At 33.5% G+C, this 15,927-nt stretch carries 15 protein-coding genes; 9 read left to right on the top strand and 6 right to left on the bottom strand.

The window, feature by feature from the left end; translation table 11 throughout:
• Window positions 1-81 precede the first annotated feature (81 nt).
• Together ACFQ1Q_RS09775 and ACFQ1Q_RS09780 are read right to left on the bottom strand one after the other, a co-directional pair.
• Window positions 82-471 (bottom strand): PUR family DNA/RNA-binding protein, encoded by a 390-nt coding sequence (locus ACFQ1Q_RS09775; protein WP_386130611.1) that lies wholly within the window; start codon window positions 469-471, stop codon window positions 82-84.
• Between the two features lie 68 nt (window positions 472-539).
• Entirely contained in the window at window positions 540-2,294 is a 1,755-nt protein-coding gene (locus ACFQ1Q_RS09780) for an ABC transporter ATP-binding protein (protein WP_386130614.1), read from the bottom strand.
• Window positions 2,295-2,427: 133 nt separating this feature from the next.
• Between ACFQ1Q_RS09780 and ACFQ1Q_RS09785 the strand changes: the two genes are divergently transcribed.
• From ACFQ1Q_RS09785 to ACFQ1Q_RS09805, 5 genes are all read left to right on the top strand, one after another.
• Window positions 2,428-3,531: a Glu/Leu/Phe/Val family dehydrogenase gene (locus tag ACFQ1Q_RS09785; RefSeq protein WP_386130616.1), complete on the top strand. Its 1,104-nt coding sequence runs from the start codon at window positions 2,428-2,430 to the stop codon at window positions 3,529-3,531.
• A gap of 121 nt (window positions 3,532-3,652) precedes the next feature.
• Window positions 3,653-4,564 carry a transcription antitermination factor NusB gene (nusB, locus tag ACFQ1Q_RS09790; protein WP_386130619.1) on the top strand — a complete coding sequence of 304 codons (912 nt, stop codon included), beginning with the start codon at window positions 3,653-3,655 and terminating at the stop codon, window positions 4,562-4,564.
• Window positions 4,565-4,691: 127 nt separating this feature from the next.
• Window positions 4,692-5,249: a DUF1573 domain-containing protein gene (locus tag ACFQ1Q_RS09795; protein WP_386130622.1), complete on the top strand. Its 558-nt coding sequence runs from the start codon at window positions 4,692-4,694 to the stop codon at window positions 5,247-5,249.
• A gap of 9 nt (window positions 5,250-5,258) precedes the next feature.
• Window positions 5,259-5,552: a preprotein translocase subunit YajC gene (gene yajC, locus ACFQ1Q_RS09800; protein WP_386130625.1), complete on the top strand. Its 294-nt coding sequence runs from the start codon at window positions 5,259-5,261 to the stop codon at window positions 5,550-5,552.
• An 80-nt stretch (window positions 5,553-5,632) separates the two neighbouring features.
• The gene (locus ACFQ1Q_RS09805) at window positions 5,633-6,640 is read left to right on the top strand and encodes a mechanosensitive ion channel family protein (RefSeq protein WP_386130628.1); all 1,008 of its coding nucleotides are present in this window, start codon (window positions 5,633-5,635) and stop codon (window positions 6,638-6,640) included.
• A 2-nt stretch (window positions 6,641-6,642) separates the two neighbouring features.
• Here the strand turns inward: ACFQ1Q_RS09805 and ACFQ1Q_RS09810 are convergent, their stop codons facing one another.
• The 3 genes from ACFQ1Q_RS09810 to pepT all read right to left on the bottom strand — a co-directional run bounded on the left by ACFQ1Q_RS09810 (window position 6,643) and on the right by pepT (window position 10,288).
• Window positions 6,643-7,242, bottom strand: a complete 600-nt coding sequence (locus ACFQ1Q_RS09810) for a YdeI/OmpD-associated family protein (RefSeq protein WP_386130631.1) — start codon at window positions 7,240-7,242, stop codon at window positions 6,643-6,645.
• 130 nt (window positions 7,243-7,372) lie between these two features.
• Window positions 7,373-8,932 carry an ORC-CDC6 family AAA ATPase gene (locus ACFQ1Q_RS09815; protein WP_386130634.1) on the bottom strand — a complete coding sequence of 520 codons (1,560 nt, stop codon included), beginning with the start codon at window positions 8,930-8,932 and terminating at the stop codon, window positions 7,373-7,375.
• Between the two features lie 111 nt (window positions 8,933-9,043).
• Window positions 9,044-10,288 carry a peptidase T gene (gene pepT / locus ACFQ1Q_RS09820; RefSeq protein ID WP_386130636.1) on the bottom strand — a complete coding sequence of 415 codons (1,245 nt, stop codon included), beginning with the start codon at window positions 10,286-10,288 and terminating at the stop codon, window positions 9,044-9,046.
• A gap of 111 nt (window positions 10,289-10,399) precedes the next feature.
• Between pepT and ACFQ1Q_RS09825 the strand changes: the two genes are divergently transcribed.
• The 3 genes from ACFQ1Q_RS09825 (at window position 10,400) to ACFQ1Q_RS09835 (ending at window position 12,988) form a co-directional block, all read left to right on the top strand.
• Window positions 10,400-11,434: a quinone-dependent dihydroorotate dehydrogenase gene (locus ACFQ1Q_RS09825; RefSeq protein ID WP_386130638.1), complete on the top strand. Its 1,035-nt coding sequence runs from the start codon at window positions 10,400-10,402 to the stop codon at window positions 11,432-11,434.
• Window positions 11,435-11,438: 4 nt separating this feature from the next.
• The gene (locus tag ACFQ1Q_RS09830) at window positions 11,439-12,056 is read left to right on the top strand and encodes a LysE family translocator (RefSeq protein ID WP_386130640.1); all 618 of its coding nucleotides are present in this window, start codon (window positions 11,439-11,441) and stop codon (window positions 12,054-12,056) included.
• A gap of 68 nt (window positions 12,057-12,124) precedes the next feature.
• The gene (locus ACFQ1Q_RS09835; RefSeq protein WP_386130643.1) at window positions 12,125-12,988 is read left to right on the top strand and encodes a hydroxymethylglutaryl-CoA lyase; all 864 of its coding nucleotides are present in this window, start codon (window positions 12,125-12,127) and stop codon (window positions 12,986-12,988) included.
• Between the two features lie 52 nt (window positions 12,989-13,040).
• On the opposite strand, the gene ACFQ1Q_RS09840 is transcribed toward ACFQ1Q_RS09835, so the two are convergent.
• The gene (locus tag ACFQ1Q_RS09840; protein ID WP_386130646.1) at window positions 13,041-15,272 is read right to left on the bottom strand and encodes a TonB-dependent receptor family protein; all 2,232 of its coding nucleotides are present in this window, start codon (window positions 15,270-15,272) and stop codon (window positions 13,041-13,043) included.
• Between the two features lie 228 nt (window positions 15,273-15,500).
• On the opposite strand from ACFQ1Q_RS09840, the gene ACFQ1Q_RS09845 reads away from it, so the two are divergent.
• Entirely contained in the window at window positions 15,501-15,896 is a 396-nt protein-coding gene (locus ACFQ1Q_RS09845) for a 2-dehydro-3-deoxyphosphooctonate aldolase (RefSeq protein WP_386130649.1), read from the top strand.
• Window positions 15,897-15,927: the final 31 nt, after the last annotated feature.

The raw sequence follows: 15,927 nt of genomic DNA on the forward strand, positions 1-15,927 counted from the left end.
TGTTGAGTTTTCTTAAAAGCATAAAAATAAAAAAACCGCTACGGCTGTAACGGTTTTTAATATTATTTAACAAGATGTTTATTAAATGTCATCAAAGCTAATATCTGTAAAAGCTTCAGGACTTGTGTCTTCTGGAGTCTTTGCTTCATTAGCCACAAACTCATTATCTTCTCTTTTGTAGTCTTTTTGATGACGCTCACTAATCACTTCAGAGCCTTTTTCGTTAACAATATAATCTGTCATTTCGTTTAAGATTTCTTTAAATTCGGTAAAGTCTTCTTTGTACAAATAGATTTTATGTTTTTTATAGTGGAATGAACCATCATCATTTGTAAATTTTTTACTTTCTGTTACAGTTAAGTAATAATCACCTGCCTTTGTTGCACGTACATCAAAGAAATAGGTTCTGCGCCCAGCACGTAATACTTTTGAATAAATTTCTTCTTTGTCCATCATTTCGTAATTGCTCATAATTTTGAGAATCTCTTTTTTAATTCCATCCAAAAATCTAAAAAAAAAGTAAAGTAACCAACAAAAGTTTACAAATCTTTTTCAGACCGTTGTTTGTCGTATAAATCCTTGTAGTAACCTTCAATTTTCTTTAAAGATTTGTGTGTTCCGGATTGAATAATTTTTCCATCATCGAGGACAATAATTTTGTCTGCATTTTTTGCAGAAGAGATACGATGGCTTACAATTATTGTAGTTTTGTTTTTAGAAACACGTTCTAAATTATTAAGAATTTTTTCTTCAGTTTCTGTGTCAACCGCAGAAAGACAATCGTCAAAAAGAAGAATTTCAGGAGATTTAATTATTGCTCTTGCTATAGAAACACGTTGTTTTTGACCGCCAGAAAGCGTAATACCACGCTCGCCTAAAACAGTATCGTATCCATTTTTAAATCCGATTATGTTTTTGTGCACTTTAGCGTTTTTTGCTGCTTCAATAACTTCATCATCCGTGGCATCTTCTTTACCAAATTTGATATTATTTTTAATTGAGTCCGAAAATAAAAATGCATCCTGTGGAACATAACCAATACTCTCTCTTAAACTTAATAAATTAAGCTCGGCAATATTTTTATCATCAACTTTTATAGTTCCCTCTTGTACATCGTATAATCGTCCAATTAAATCGAGAATGGTAGATTTTCCAGAACCCGTCATGCCCAAAATGGCGAGCTTTTCGCCAACATCCAAACTAAAAGTAACGTCTTTAAGCGCAACGATATTTGTATCAGGATAAATAAAAGTGACATTATTGAACTCGATTTTACCTTCAATAGGCGTTTCATTTTCGACTGTGTTTTTTATTTCAGGTTCGGTTTCTAAAAACTCATTTATTCGCTTTTGAGACGCTTCAGCTTGCTGAATTATTGATGTTACCCAACCAATTGTTGCCACTGGCCAAGTCAACATATTTACATAAATAATAAATTCTGCAATGGTTCCAATATTGGTAATTTCGCCATCAATATATTGCTTTCCGCCTATAAAAATTACTAGGAGATTACTAATCCCGATTAGTAAAATCATAAGCGGAAAAAAGAACGCTTGCACCTTCGCTAAGTCTATTTGTTTTTGGCGGTTAGATGCTGAGAGGTCTTCAAATTCAACATTGACATTGTTTTCTATTGTATAAGATTTGATGACGGAAATTCCGCTAAATTGTTCTTGTGTAAAAGATGATAAACCCGATAGAGATTCTTGCACAATTTTACTGCGCAGATTTATCATTCGGCTTAATTTGTAAATTACAAAAGATAAAATAGGCAGCGGTAGCATCACATATGCTGTTAATTTTGGTGCTGTACTAATCATTTGCGTCAATGCGACGGTAAATAGTGTAATGGTATTTATAGTGTACATAATGGCAGGTCCAGCATACATACGTACTTTACCGACATCTTCGCTTATACGATTCATCAAATCTCCTGTACGATTCGATTTATAAAAACTTAATGACAGTACTTGATAATGTTTGTACACTTCGTTTTTTAAATCAAATTCTATAAAACGAGACACATTAATTATGGTTTGACGCATTAAAAAAGTAAATATACCTGCAACTAAGGCGGCGCCAAGGATGAGAAGTACGGTAGTTAATAATTCACTTTTTGCAACATTTGAAGATTTAGTGCCTTCTAAATAAGCTTCAATAATGTTTATGGATTTACCAATAAGTCTTGGCGTAAACAGCGCAAAAATCTTAGCGACAACCGTAATAATGATACCTAAAATAAGTCGGTATCTGTATTTGTAAAAATATTTATTGAGATGCTTTAAGGCTTTCATTTAAGATTTAAAAGGAAACAAAACTATTATTATAATCTTATTTTACAGTTAATATTTTGCTAATGCTTTAATAAACATTTATTTTTGCACGCTGTTTTTGAATAATTTTCAACGGCATAAAACTTTATAAGAAATGACAACAAACGTTATAGACGCTAAAGACTTCAAAAAAATGGCTCCTGTATTTGGTCAATTATCATTTGACGAGCATGAGCAAATCGTATTTTGCAACGACAAAGATACTGGTTTAAAAGCAATAATCGGAATACATAACACAGTTTTAGGGCCAGCTCTTGGTGGTACTAGAATGTGGAATTATGAAAGCGAATGGGACGCGCTAAATGACGTGTTGCGTTTATCTCGTGGTATGACGTTTAAATCTGCCATAACGGGATTAAATCTTGGTGGTGGAAAGGCCGTTATTATCGGTGATGCCAAAACCCAAAAAACACCAGAACTGATGAAACGTTTTGGTCAGTTTGTGCACTCATTAAGCGGAAAATATATTACTGCTGAAGATGTAGGTATGGCAACTGAAGATATGGATACGGTTAGGGAAGTTACACCATATGTAACAGGTATTTCTGAAAGTAAAGGTGGTGCAGGAAATCCTTCTCCAATTACAGCTTACGGTGTATTTATGGGAATGAAAGCTGCTGCACAATTTAAATATGGTTCTGATATTTTAGAAGATAAAAATGTTTTTGTACAAGGGATTGGAAACGTTGGTGAAGCTTTAGTTGAGCATTTAGTTAATGAAGGCGCTAACGTAACTATCGCAGATATTAGCCAAGAGCGTTTAGAAGAAGTTAAAAACAAATACGGTGCTACAATTTATGGTGGTAACGATATTTACTCTGAGCGTATGGACATTTATGCGCCATGTGCTTTAGGTGCTACTATTAATGATGAAACAATTTATAAAATAAATGCAGATATTATTGCCGGTGCTGCAAATAATCAGTTAGCCGATGAGGTTAATCATGGAAGAATTTTACAAGAACGTGGTATTGTTTATGCGCCAGATTTTCTAATTAATGCAGGCGGAATTATAAATGTTTACGCAGAATTAGAGAACTATGATAGAGCAGAGATAATGCGTAAAACAGAAAACATTTACAATACAACTCTAGAAATTTTAGACCGAGCTAAAGCTAATAATTTAACAACGCATAATGCGGCATTAAATATAGCCAAAGAACGTATAGAAACTAGACGAAGAGAAAACACTAAATAATTTTTTAAAATAGTTTTTAATACTATTTTTGCAGGGTGAAATTTATACAGAATTTCACCTTTTTTAATGCTTTAACAAGTTCTTTACAATGCTCAATAGACGACACATTCGTATCAAAGTAATGCAATCATTATTTGCCTTTAAAGGCACCGAAAGTGATGATTTTAAAAAAGATGAAAATTTTCTTTTTAATAGTATCGATAAAATGTCTGATTTATACTTGTCTATCATGGCATTGCTCATTGAGTTACAGAAAAAAGCCAACTCTAAATTAGAACTTTCTCAAAAGAAAATTCTGGCTACTGAAGAAGATATCAATCCAAATCGAAAATTTGCTGATAATGCTGTTTTAGAATTTATTAGCAGCAACACCATGCTTAAAGAAATTATCGAAAAGCGAAAACTCAATTTTTGGGATTTGGACTTTGAGTATGTTGATATAATATTCAAATCTATTTTAGAGAGCGATTTATATAAAGAATACATGGCACAAGGTGCATCTAGTTTAAAGGAAGATAAAGATTTTATGGTAGATGTTTTTTCCGAAATCATTGCACCAAACGATAAGCTTTACGATTATTTTGAAGACAAACAAATTACATGGGTTGATGATTTGCCAGTTGTGAATACGGCAATCATTAGAAAGTTTAATAAATTAAAACTTACAAAGCCTGAAACTTTTTTAATACCAGAGCTTTTTAAAGATAGCGATGATAAGGTTTTTGCTAAAGATTTGTTATATAAGACGTTATTGAATAGCTCAAAACTTTCCGAAGAGATTGCTAAAAAAACTACCAATTGGGATGCTGAACGTTTAGCAAGTTTAGATGGTATTTTATTAAAAATGGCGCTTTGTGAGTTTCAAAAATTTCCATCAATTCCTGTAAAAGTGACCATCAATGAGTATCTCGAAATAGCAAAGGAATATTCGACTCCAAAGAGTAGTACTTTTATTAATGGTATTTTAGATAAGGTTGTAAAAGAATACAAAGCTCAAAATATACATAACAAAATAGGTCGCGGGCTAATGTAATAAACCGTTTTTTGTACGCTATAACCAAGTGTTAACGCTGCCTTAAAAGTTTTTATATGTTAAAATAATTGTTACATTTGACAGCGTAAAAAGAAATATTAATTTATAAATTTTAAAAAATACAGCAATGAAAAAATTAATTTTAGGTTTTGGTGCATTATGCATGATTGCGTTTACTTCTTGTAAAGACGATGCTTCTAGCAAAGTAAATTCAGATAATGTTGCGCAAGCAGCAGAGCGCGATGCTAATGCAGGTGACTTACCAGTAATTAAATTTGATAAGGAAGTTCACGATTTCGGAACAATTGAAAACGGAACACCAGTTGAAACTACATTTAAGTACACAAATACAGGTAATTCAATGTTAGTTGTAAGTAATGTAAAAAGTACTTGTGGTTGTACTGTACCATCTAACTATACAAAGCAAGTTGCTCCAGGTGAAACAGGAGAATTTACTGTAAAGTTTAATGGAAAAGGTAATGGTAACAAAGTAACTAAAGCGGTTACAATGACAACTAATACAGCTAAAGGAAACGAGCAAGTAAAAATCACTGCTTTTGTTGAAAAAGACCCTAACGCTAAAACTCCAGCAGCAGTACAAGCAAGTTCTCAGCAGTCTATTTTACAAGCACAGCCAAAAAAATCTAGCACTCAGCCAGGTCACGAAGGACATAACCACGATTAATAAATAATTATGGGAGAAGGATTAGCTTCATTTTTACCGTTTATAGCCATGTTCGCTGTTGTGTATTTCTTTATGATTGCACCACAAATGAAACGCGCTAAGAAAGAAAAAGCTTTTGCATCAGCTCTAAAACGCGGTGACAAAGTGGTTACAAAAAGCGGTATGCACGGAAAAGTTGCAGACTTAAACGATAAAGATAACAGTTGTGTTATTGAAACATTAGCTGGAAAAATTAAGTTTGACCGTTCTGCAATTTCTATGGAAATGAGTAGCAAACTAAATGCGCCTGTAGTTAATAAGTAATTACAGAAAGTAATATAAATACAAAAAGCCACTTTTTAAAAAGTGGCTTTTTTGGTCGATACACATAAACACAAAGACATATGTTTTTTCAGGATAAAGACAAAGAACTACTTAATAAAAACCCAGAAGACTTAACCATTGGCGAAAAGATTAAACGCGCCACAATGGACGAAACCTTTACTTGGGAGCACGTCTATGACCTTTTAGAGCTTAAGTTTATACGTTGGTGGGATTCTATGCTACTCAAGCTGCCAAATTTCTTAATCGGTATTCTTGTTTTTTTCATGTTTGTGCTAATCGCAAAGTATGCAGGCCGTTTGCTTTACAGGATGATGAAAAAATCGGTTAAGCAAGAATCAATACGTCAAATTGTCTTAAAGCTTTTTAGAGGTGTTGTTTGGCTCATTGGCTTTTTGGTATTTTTAATTATTTTAGATTTAGGCGTAGTTTTAACCTCAATCTTAGGATTAGCAGGTGTTGCAAGTTTAGCTGTTGGTTTAGCCGTACAAGGTGTATTACACAATACCTTTAGTGGTGTTATTCTTAGTTTTTTACCAAATCTAAAAATTGGCGATTGGGTTGAAACCGAAGGCACAGAAGGTACTATTTCCGAAATATCATTACGAAGTGTACAAATAAGACGACCAGACAACAACTACGTGATGATACCAAACTCACAGATATTAGAAAATCCGTTTGTAAATTACAGTTTAACCTCTCGAGTATTGGTAAAAGTGAATTGTGGTGTTGCCTACGATACCGATTTAAAATTGGCCAGAAAGGTAATTATTGAGCGTTTAGCTGAGAAGTTTTCTCAAAATGAAGGTGAAGAAATTGAATTTTTCTACCAAGAATTTGGAAGTAGCTCTATCAATTTTATGGTACGTTTTTGGGGAAATGCATTAAACAAAAAAGCCGAATTAATTTTAATTAACGATGCCATTATCGAAATTAAAGACGTCCTGAACCAAAATGGTATTACAATTCCATTCCCAATGCGAACGATTGAATTTAAAGGCGATATTCCCAAAATTTCAACTGAGAGACTTAGCAATAAATCCGAAGAAGATACATCTAAAGACGAGTAGTTTTAGCAGTTTTTGTATTTATCGTGTAAACCTTTGCCATTAATAATCATTGGTATAATTTTCTCTAATCGGGATAGCTTTGTTGTATCTCGTTTTGCAGAAGCAATGTGCTCGCAATATTCGTGTTGTTTACTTGGTGTTAAACTCTCAAAAGCCAATTGCAAATCCTGGTCGTTATTTAAAGCGGATTTTAATTCTATTGGAATCACAACAGCTTTTGGTTTGCGTTCTATTTTTAGTTCTTTTCCTACTTTTTGATTTTCTATGGCTTCTTTAATATAAGCCAAGACCAAATCTTTATTTACGTCTCCAATAGATTCAAAACGCATTTGGCGTAAGGCTTTGGTTTTACCTTCTTGCGCATTCACCAATAAATTATGCTCATCTTTTAAAAACACACCATTAAAAAACCAAATGCAAAAGTGGTTTTTAAAAGCACCTAAACCCAAAACATTTTTACCGTTAAAATCATAAACAGGCGCAGACCATTTTACAGCTTCGTTGAGTTCTGTTTTTAAAACAATCTCACGTAATAACTCCAACTCTTTTTTAAAATGGCTGTTGGTCTCTATGTATTCTTCTGTGGAGTGGACTTTTTTCATTTTTTTATTAAGAAATAGGAATTTTTGTTAATGTGTTCGTTTATTGTTTCGTTGCGTTGGTTATAATTAATTTAACAATAGATAATTTAAATTATACTTGTTTATTACCTCTTTTATTTGTTAAAACACATTAATCTAATATATCTCGTGTTAATATAATTCTTCTTATACTTCTGTTGTCATCGAAAGGAACAATAGTTGAAGAATCTAACTCTGGATTTTTTATAAAATCTATCTGAGGCTGTTTTGAAGTATTAATTAAATCAACATAAGTTCCATAATCGAGTGAATAAATACTATATCTTATTCCAGGGTTATCCTTATCTGAATAACCTTTTTTTACAAGGTGAATAACCCTTGCGTCAAATAATTTTTGAATTATTGGATGTCTTTCTAATTCTCTTGACACCATAAAAGAACGTGCTCTTTTGTTTCCAATTACTTCATCAATTATTCGCCTTATTTTACTATGTAGTTGCTCATCTAAATTTTTCGATTTATCATTCTCAAACCATTGTCTACCAGATTCAATGATTGTCTTTTTATCAATATTTTTTTGGCCTTTTCTTTGGGCATCAAAAAATGCGATATTAAAAATATTTATAAAATCCCTAATTACACCTTCAGAAGCACGAACTAATTCATTAAAAGCGGGTTTGCCTGAAAAAGCACCTTGTATAAATTGATTTGATGTTTTTATATCGTATTTAGTTTCTAGATGATTTTCAGGAAGTTCTGAAGTTATATGTTTATAGAGTATTTCTGTGAACACTTTGGTAATTTCCAATGGATTTCTGTCATATACGTAGTACTCATCTATATCTAAGTTAGAACTTATATCACTACCTAATTCAAAACCAATGTAATTGTGTTTCTCTCTTGGTATAGTGAAATTTGATCTGTATTCTAATGCACCAATTTTTAATGTTATTTCTGGTGAAGCAACAAATGATTTTTTGAAAAACTCAGCTAAATATGGTTGAAGGTCTAACGGCAAAGCGGACCATTCATCAATGATAAGTATTAATTCAGTATCCGAATACTCCAACACCTTTTTAAGATGATGATTTAAATCAGGAAACATTATCTTTTCATATTCTCCTTTGTCAAAGGCTAATGTCTTTTCATTACTACTATTTTTGCTTTTTGTGGTTTCAACCCCGTAATTTAATTCATTAGTGCTTATACCTAACTTGCTATTCTTTTGATTATTTCGGTTCTCAGAACTTTTTTCAATAATTTTTTTACCTTTTTGAATTTCTCCGATTGATGAATTAGAAAAATCATCTAATGAATTTAATGCTAAATCTGAATTTGAATTTGGTTTATAAGCTATATGGTTTAATAATGAATCGCATATTTCATTTAGAATATCAATAAATAGAGATGAACATCGATGAGAAAGAGATAAGCTAGCATCTGAAAATTGAGGTGAACTACCCAATATTCTACAATCTATGAAACAAACAGTTTTATTAATATCATCTTTATATGCATTTTGCAAATATTTTAGAATGTGTGTTTTTCCTGTTCCTCGTCTTCCAAATAGAATTTGATTATTATTATTCAACAATTGTGGTAAAATACCAACTTCTACATATGAACTAATAATCTTATCAATATCTCTTTGTCTTTCTGCCCTTTGAGAAATACTAGAAATTGCTTGTATTACTTTAATGTCTTTAATCATAGTATTCTTTGATGTGCTACTTCTTTGATGATATGAGTAAGATTTAATTTTTTAAATCAAACGTTAACGAAGTTAGTTTTTTAAAATCAGATAGTCAAGTCATTGATTTTCTTACCCTTTATACTTCTCAGCCGTAATCTCCGCAATCTTACAAATCACCTCAGTTGCTTTAATCATACTTTCAACAGGGACATATTCGTAACGGCCGTGAAAATTATGTCCGCCAGCAAAAATGTTGGGGCATGGTAAACCCATATAACTTAGTTGTGAGCCGTCTGTTCCGCCACGGATAGGTTTAATAAGCGGTTTAATATCTAAAGCTTTCATAGCTTCTTCGGCAATATCTACGATATGCATTACAGGTTCTACCTTTTCTTTCATATTAAAATATTGGTCTTTGATGTCTATTTCAAACACTTCATTTTCAAACTTGGTGTTGAGGTCAAAAACCACTTTTTCTAAGAGTGCTTTTCTGGCTTCAAAAATATCTTTGTCGTGGTCGCGGATAATATATTTAAGCGTGGTTTCTTCCACCAAACCATCAATACTATACAAATGGAAAAAACCTTCGTAACCTTCAGTATGTTCTGGAGTTTCTAATCGTGGTAAAGCGTTGATAAACTCAGTTGCAAAATACATGCTGTTTATCATTTTGCCTTTGGCGTAACCTGGATGTACAATTTTTCCGTTCACTTTAACGGTTGCGCCTGCGGCGTTGAAATTCTCGTATTCCAATTCGCCAATTTGGCTGCCATCCATCGTGTATGCCCAATCGGCACCGAATTTTTCAACATTAAATTTGTGTGCGCCACGACCTATTTCTTCGTCTGGCGTAAAACCAACTTTAATGGTACCGTGCTTTATTTGCGGATTGTTGATGAGGTATTTCATCGCTTCCATAATTTCGGTAATTCCGGCTTTGTCATCGGCTCCTAAAAGCGTTGTGCCATCGGTAGTGATTAAAGTTTGTCCTTTGTAGAGCAATAAATCTTCAAAATAATCTGGTGATAAAATGATGTTTTCTTCAGCATTTAAAACCAAATCTTCACCTTGATAATTTTCAACTATTTGTGGTTTAACATTGGCGCCCGTAAAATCTGGAGTCGTATCAAAATGCGAAATAAACCCAATCACTGGCACATCATGCTCCACATTGCTTGGTAAAGTTGCCATGATATAGGCGTTCTCATCAATAGAGACATCGCTCATGCCCATATCTTTAAGCTCTTTGGCCAATTTGTTTGCCAAATCCCATTGTTTGGCAGAACTTGGTGTGGTGTCCGAGTTTGGGTCAGATTCAGTATCTATAGTTACGTAGCTTATAAAACGCTTTATGAGTTGTTGTTTGTCTATCATTTTTTAGGTTTTTATCAAAAATAGAGAACCTTAACAGAAGTCACAAGTTGCGAAATACAAACTTTCTATTTGTTTTAAATAACTGTATTTTTGCACAGCAAATCACAACACATGTACAAATCGGTAATCCGTCCAATTCTTTTTAGTTTCGACCCAGAAAAAGTGCATTATTTTACCTTTTCGTTGATTAAGAATTTATCGAAAATTCCAGGTGTAAAATCAATATTCAGAAGTTTGTATTTAGTTGAAGATAAACGATTGGAGCGCGAGTTATTCGGACTTAAATTTAAAAACCCTGTGGGTTTGGCTGCAGGTTTTGATAAAAATGCGGTGTTGTATAACGAATTAGCGAATTTTGGTTTCGGTTTTATTGAAATAGGAACGGTAACACCAAAAGGGCAAGTTGGAAATCCGAAACAGCGACTCTTTCGATTAAAAGCAGATAAAGGTATTATCAACCGAATGGGCTTTAATAATGAAGGTCTCGAAGCCGCAATTACCCAATTAAAGAAAAATAAAGGGCAAATCATCATTGGTGGAAATATTGGTAAAAACACCCAAACCAAACCCGAAGATTATACCAAAGATTACTTAGAATGTTTTAATGCTTTGCATCCGTATGTAGATTATTTTGTGCTAAATGTGAGTTGTCCAAACGTGGGAAGTCATGCCAAGCTTAATGATAAAGATTATTTGTTAGAATTGATTGGTGCAGTACAAAAAGCGAATAAAACGTTTGGTAAGCAAAAACCAATCTTACTAAAAATCGCTCCAGATTTAAACGACGGTCAACTTGATGAAATTATAGAATTAGTCAATGAAACTCAACTCGATGGCGTTATTGCGAGTAATACATCCACCGACAGAGAAAAGCTAAAAGAATTACCAGAGAGTTTAGAAAAAATAGGAAATGGTGGTTTAAGCGGACAACCCATTAAAGCCAAATCTACACGCGTCGTAAAGTATTTAGCGGATAAAAGCGAAAAAGCGTTTCCAATTATTGGTGTTGGTGGTATTCATTCTGCAGAAGATGCTTTAGAAAAAATTGAAGCTGGCGCAGATTTAGTTCAGATTTATACAGGATTTATTTACGAAGGTCCGAGCCTAATTAAAAAGATTAATAAAGCCATTTTAAAACAATCCTAAGATTTTGAATTGGGAAACACTTTTACTGTTCTGCTCTGCAACTGCTGCATTAGCCATCTCGCCCGGACCAGATAATATCTATGTTTTAGTACAAAGTTTAGTCAATGGCAGAAGAAAAGCCTTGTCTGTTGTTTTGGGATTAATGACGGGCTGCATCATTCATACTTCGTTATTGGCTTTTGGTGTTTCAGCTATTATAAAAGCAAATGAAACACTGTTTTTTGGCATTAAAATTCTAGGTGCGTTATACTTATTATTTTTAGCATACAAGGTTTATAATTCAGATGGAAATATTTCAGTAGATACAGAAAATTCAGAATCTAAAACTACAAAACAGCTGTTTATTCAAGGTTTTTTTATGAATGTATTAAATCCTAAAGTGACGATTTTCTTTTTGGCTTTTTTTCCTAGTTTTTTATTCAGTGAAACATTAAACACTGTGATTCAATTTTATGTTTTAGGAGGTTTATTTATATTGGTGTCTTTTGTGATTTTCTCAGCAATCGCTTTATTGGCAGCTAGCATTCGGCAATATTTATTAGCAAATAAAAATGCAGGCTTTGTGTTTAAGTGGCTTCAGATTATTGTTTTTGTTGGGATTGCGATTTTTATTTTACTGTAGATTTTATATCAATTTCAACTTCAAATTCATCTTCAACTTCGCCATCCTTTTCCGTATATTTGAACTTCATGAAAGACTATGTTAAAATCATCGAATGTCCGCGAGATGCTATGCAAGGCATAAAAGATTGGATACCTACTGAAAAGAAGGTACAATACATCCAATCGCTATTACGTGTGGGATTTGATACTATTGATTTTGGCAGTTTTGTGTCGCCAAAAGCCATTCCGCAAATGGTAGATACGGCTGAGGTTTTAGCGCAATTAGATTTAAGTAAAACAAAAAGCAAACTTTTAGCAATTATAGCTAATGTTCGTGGTGCAAATGATGCATCTCAACACAAAGAAATTGATTATCTCGGTTTTCCGTTTTCGATATCTGAAAACTTCCAGATGCGAAACACGCATAAAACTATTGCCCAATCGGTTGAGACACTTTCAGAAATTTTAGAGATTGCAGATAAAAGCCAAAAAGAAGTTGTTGTTTATATTTCAATGGGCTTTGGAAATCCGTATGGTGACCCTTGGAATGTAGATGTAGTAGGTGAGTGGACCGAAAAATTAGCTAATATGGGCGTAAAAATTTTATCTTTAAGTGACACGATTGGAAGCTCAAATCCAGAAAATATTTCCTATTTATTTTCAAACTTAATTCCCAAATATCCAAAAATCGAATTTGGAGCGCATCTGCATACCACACCAACAACTTGGCATGAAAAAGTGGATGCTGCTTACAAAGCAGGTTGCCGACGTTTTGATGGCGCTATTCAAGGTTTTGGTGGTTGCCCAATGGCAAAAGACGAGTTAACGGGTAATATGCCAACTGAGCGAATGTTGTCTTACTTTACACAGCAAAAAGCTCATGACTTAAGCGCCATGTCTTTTGAAAGCGCTTACAATGAAGCGAGCAAAATCTTCAAAATGTATCATTAAAAAAAGCGCCACTTTTCAGTGACGCTTCAGGTTGCTAAAAAATTATCAATCTTTAAAACTTAAATTCTAATCCAAGGTTAGCACCAAACGGATGTCCTGGACGCAAACCAGCTGGTACGCGAGATACAGCGTAAGTTTCGTCTAAAAGGTTAATGACATTAGTCGTAAGACTCAATTTACTATTTACATGGTATTTTGCAGAAAAGTCTAATATAAAGTTAGAATCTACACGCTCGTTATCTGGTATGTCGCCAGAACCTGCAAGTGTTCTAAATTCCCCATTAAAACGGCCACCTAAATTTAATTCGTATTTAGCATGCTCTAAAGAAATTGAGGTGTTAAACTGATGTTTTGCAATGTAAGGTAATTCATCGCCTTCGGTAACATTACCCCAAATATCGTTACTGCTTCCAAAACTACTTTGAAATTCTGTATCAGTAAGCGTATAACCAAAACTTACTGGTAATTTAAACTTGCTATTGTTTGGTAATAATTCATAATTCAGTAAAATTTCAAGACCTTTAACGGATACTTCTCCTGCATTAAATTGATCTAAAGAGCCTGTTCCACCAGTTGCGGCTAAATCGCTTCCTAATAAATTGCTGTAGTCGTTATAAAATCCTACAATTTCTCCTCTAAGCTGCCCTAGTGTAAAACGAGAACCCAACTCATAGTTTATACTTTCTTCAGCTTGCTCACCAACTGAACTTCCTGGAGGCGAAAACCCTTTGTGTACACCACCAAATAACGATAAGTCACTGGCGAAAGCATAGTTAAATCCAATTCCTGGAATAAAAATATCTACCTTGTTTTCTCTTGTAGCTAAATTAGCACCAGTTCTGTTTGGGTCTGCACTACCAAAGTCTTTGCGTTGTAATGTAATATTTTCGTATCGTATACCTGGAGTCAGCGTTAAAACATTCCATTTAAGTTTATACATGGCGTAAGCTGCAAACGCTTTTGCACTACTGATTCTGTTGCCTTCAGCACCTCGTGGACCTTCGGATGTTCTTGTTAATTGTTGGTTGGTAATGCTGTAACCATCTTCCCATTGAAAACGGTCTTCCTCGTCGTAGTGGTAACGCGCTCCAACTTCTAAATCGTGAAACGTATTATCGCCATACCAATGGTAATCTAATTTAGTTTGAATTCCAGTTGAATAATACGCTCTGTTATTCGCCTTTAATAAAAGTGCATCTGCAGCAGAATTTACATCTCCACGAACAATATCTAAATGATTAGGAAATGCTGTTGGATTACTGATAACATTAGCAATGCCTTGTTTGTCACCATTAAAAACGACATCGTCAAGTTTAAACCAATTTCTATCAAATTTATTATAGTACGCGTTGGTTGTTATTCTAAAATCTTTAGTAAAATACACTTCATGACTTAGTACAAATTGAAGATGCTCAGCAACCATTTGGTCATCTTGCGATGATGCATATCTTGAAAATGGAGATGTATCAAAATCATCTTCAGTTAATCCTAAATAGGTTTCGTTAGACACTTCATCAGAAAATTGAAACTTGGCTTCAACCGCATGTTTAACTTTAGCTTCTGCTTTGCTACTAAATCTTACTTTTGCTAACACTTCATTGATGTCAAAACCCGTATGACTATCGTCTGGTAAATCTTTAAAACCACCAGAACCGTAATTTAAAACTTCCGCTACGTAACCAAATTGCCCTTTTTGTCCGCCAGCTTTTGCATGAATTTGACGTGTGTTAAATGCACCGTAGCTTGCGCGGATTCGTCCGTTAAACTCATCAGGAATTTGTGCCGAAACCATATTTATGGCGCCACCGGTTGTAAATGGTCCGTATTGTACTTGACTACTACCTTTAAGGATTTCTACAGCTTCCATTCTTACTACAGAAGGAAAATAGTATGCGGAAGGCGCACTATAAGGAGCAGGTGCGATGAGAACACCATCTTCCATCAGAGAAATTTTGGCACTACGCTCTGGCGACGTACCACGTAAACTGATGTTTGGGCGTAAACCAAAACCATCTTCTTCGTAATACGTTACACCCGGAACAGCTCTTAATACACGGTTAATATCCGTATAATTATGTTTTTTAAGTTCTTCAGGAGAAATATAATATGCAGAACCTGTTCGGTTTTTCGCAACATATTTAGAACCAAAAATGGTGTTAGAATTGATAATAACTTCATCTAACTTTTGGATAGAGTCTTTCTTTGTTTTTTTTGCTTTTTCAGTAGTTTGAGAAAAGGATAAAGAGAAGATAAAAACGGCTATAAAAGTGAGTTGTAATTTCATTTATTTAGACTGATTAAAAATAATATTTTGTTTTCAGCGTGCAAATTTAAAACCTAATTTTACTTTGTCCAAATTTATTTAGAATAAATAAAAATAATGAATGTTAAAATTTTTAAACAGTTATATATCAGATATGTATGAATTTAAATTATCTTTTGTAATTTTATTCTTTATTTAAAATTACATTATCCGTCGTCTTATTACCTTAGTTTTATTAGCTATTTTTTATTGTCTTGTGGAAGTTCTAAACCTAAAAATTTAAGTACTTCAACAAGTCAATCGAAAAAGGCAAGTAATTACACGCCATTTTTTGATGTTACAAAATATGCTGAAGATGAGTCTTACGGACTCAAAGGTGACAATCCTGTTAGAGTAGGTGAAAAAAGTGTTGATAATCAAATACGCTATATATCATCTCTTGCTGGCCCTAATGGAGAAGAACTAAAATTTATTCGTACCGGAAGTTGCTGCGCTTACGATAGTGAAAACGGTTTTATGGGCAAAGCACTAGTTGATGTATATAAAATTACTTACGAAGGATTAAAAAAGCCAATTCTATTGTATATCTCATTTTACGATACTGATAAACTTTACATTCCTAAAGGTTTTATAAAGCGTATTTAAAATCCTAAAAAAGCGCTATATTTGCATGCAA

The organism is Winogradskyella litorisediminis (genome assembly GCF_042675765.1).
GTDB lineage: Bacteria > Bacteroidota > Bacteroidia > Flavobacteriales > Flavobacteriaceae > Winogradskyella > Winogradskyella litorisediminis.

What these genes read in the sequence shown, in the direction of transcription:
- ACFQ1Q_RS09795 (WP_386130622.1), top strand. Translation starts at nt 4,692, where the DNA reads ATGAAAAAATTAATTTTAGGTTTTGGTGCATTATGCATGATTGCGTTT.
- ACFQ1Q_RS09815 (WP_386130634.1), bottom strand. Translation starts at nt 8,932, where the DNA reads ATGATTAAAGACATTAAAGTAATACAAGCAATTTCTAGTATTTCTCAA.
- ACFQ1Q_RS09835 (WP_386130643.1), top strand. Translation starts at nt 12,125, where the DNA reads ATGAAAGACTATGTTAAAATCATCGAATGTCCGCGAGATGCTATGCAA.
- ACFQ1Q_RS09810 (WP_386130631.1), bottom strand. Translation starts at nt 7,242, where the DNA reads ATGAAAAAAGTCCACTCCACAGAAGAATACATAGAGACCAACAGCCAT.
- ACFQ1Q_RS09805 (WP_386130628.1), top strand. Translation starts at nt 5,633, where the DNA reads ATGTTTTTTCAGGATAAAGACAAAGAACTACTTAATAAAAACCCAGAA.
- ACFQ1Q_RS09785 (WP_386130616.1), top strand. Translation starts at nt 2,428, where the DNA reads ATGACAACAAACGTTATAGACGCTAAAGACTTCAAAAAAATGGCTCCT.
- ACFQ1Q_RS09775 (WP_386130611.1), bottom strand. Translation starts at nt 471, where the DNA reads ATGAGCAATTACGAAATGATGGACAAAGAAGAAATTTATTCAAAAGTA.
- ACFQ1Q_RS09840 (WP_386130646.1), bottom strand. Translation starts at nt 15,272, where the DNA reads ATGAAATTACAACTCACTTTTATAGCCGTTTTTATCTTCTCTTTATCC.
- yajC (WP_386130625.1), top strand. Translation starts at nt 5,259, where the DNA reads ATGGGAGAAGGATTAGCTTCATTTTTACCGTTTATAGCCATGTTCGCT.
- pepT (WP_386130636.1), bottom strand. Translation starts at nt 10,288, where the DNA reads ATGATAGACAAACAACAACTCATAAAGCGTTTTATAAGCTACGTAACT.
- nusB (WP_386130619.1), top strand. Translation starts at nt 3,653, where the DNA reads ATGCAATCATTATTTGCCTTTAAAGGCACCGAAAGTGATGATTTTAAA.
- ACFQ1Q_RS09780 (WP_386130614.1), bottom strand. Translation starts at nt 2,294, where the DNA reads ATGAAAGCCTTAAAGCATCTCAATAAATATTTTTACAAATACAGATAC.
- ACFQ1Q_RS09825 (WP_386130638.1), top strand. Translation starts at nt 10,400, where the DNA reads ATGTACAAATCGGTAATCCGTCCAATTCTTTTTAGTTTCGACCCAGAA.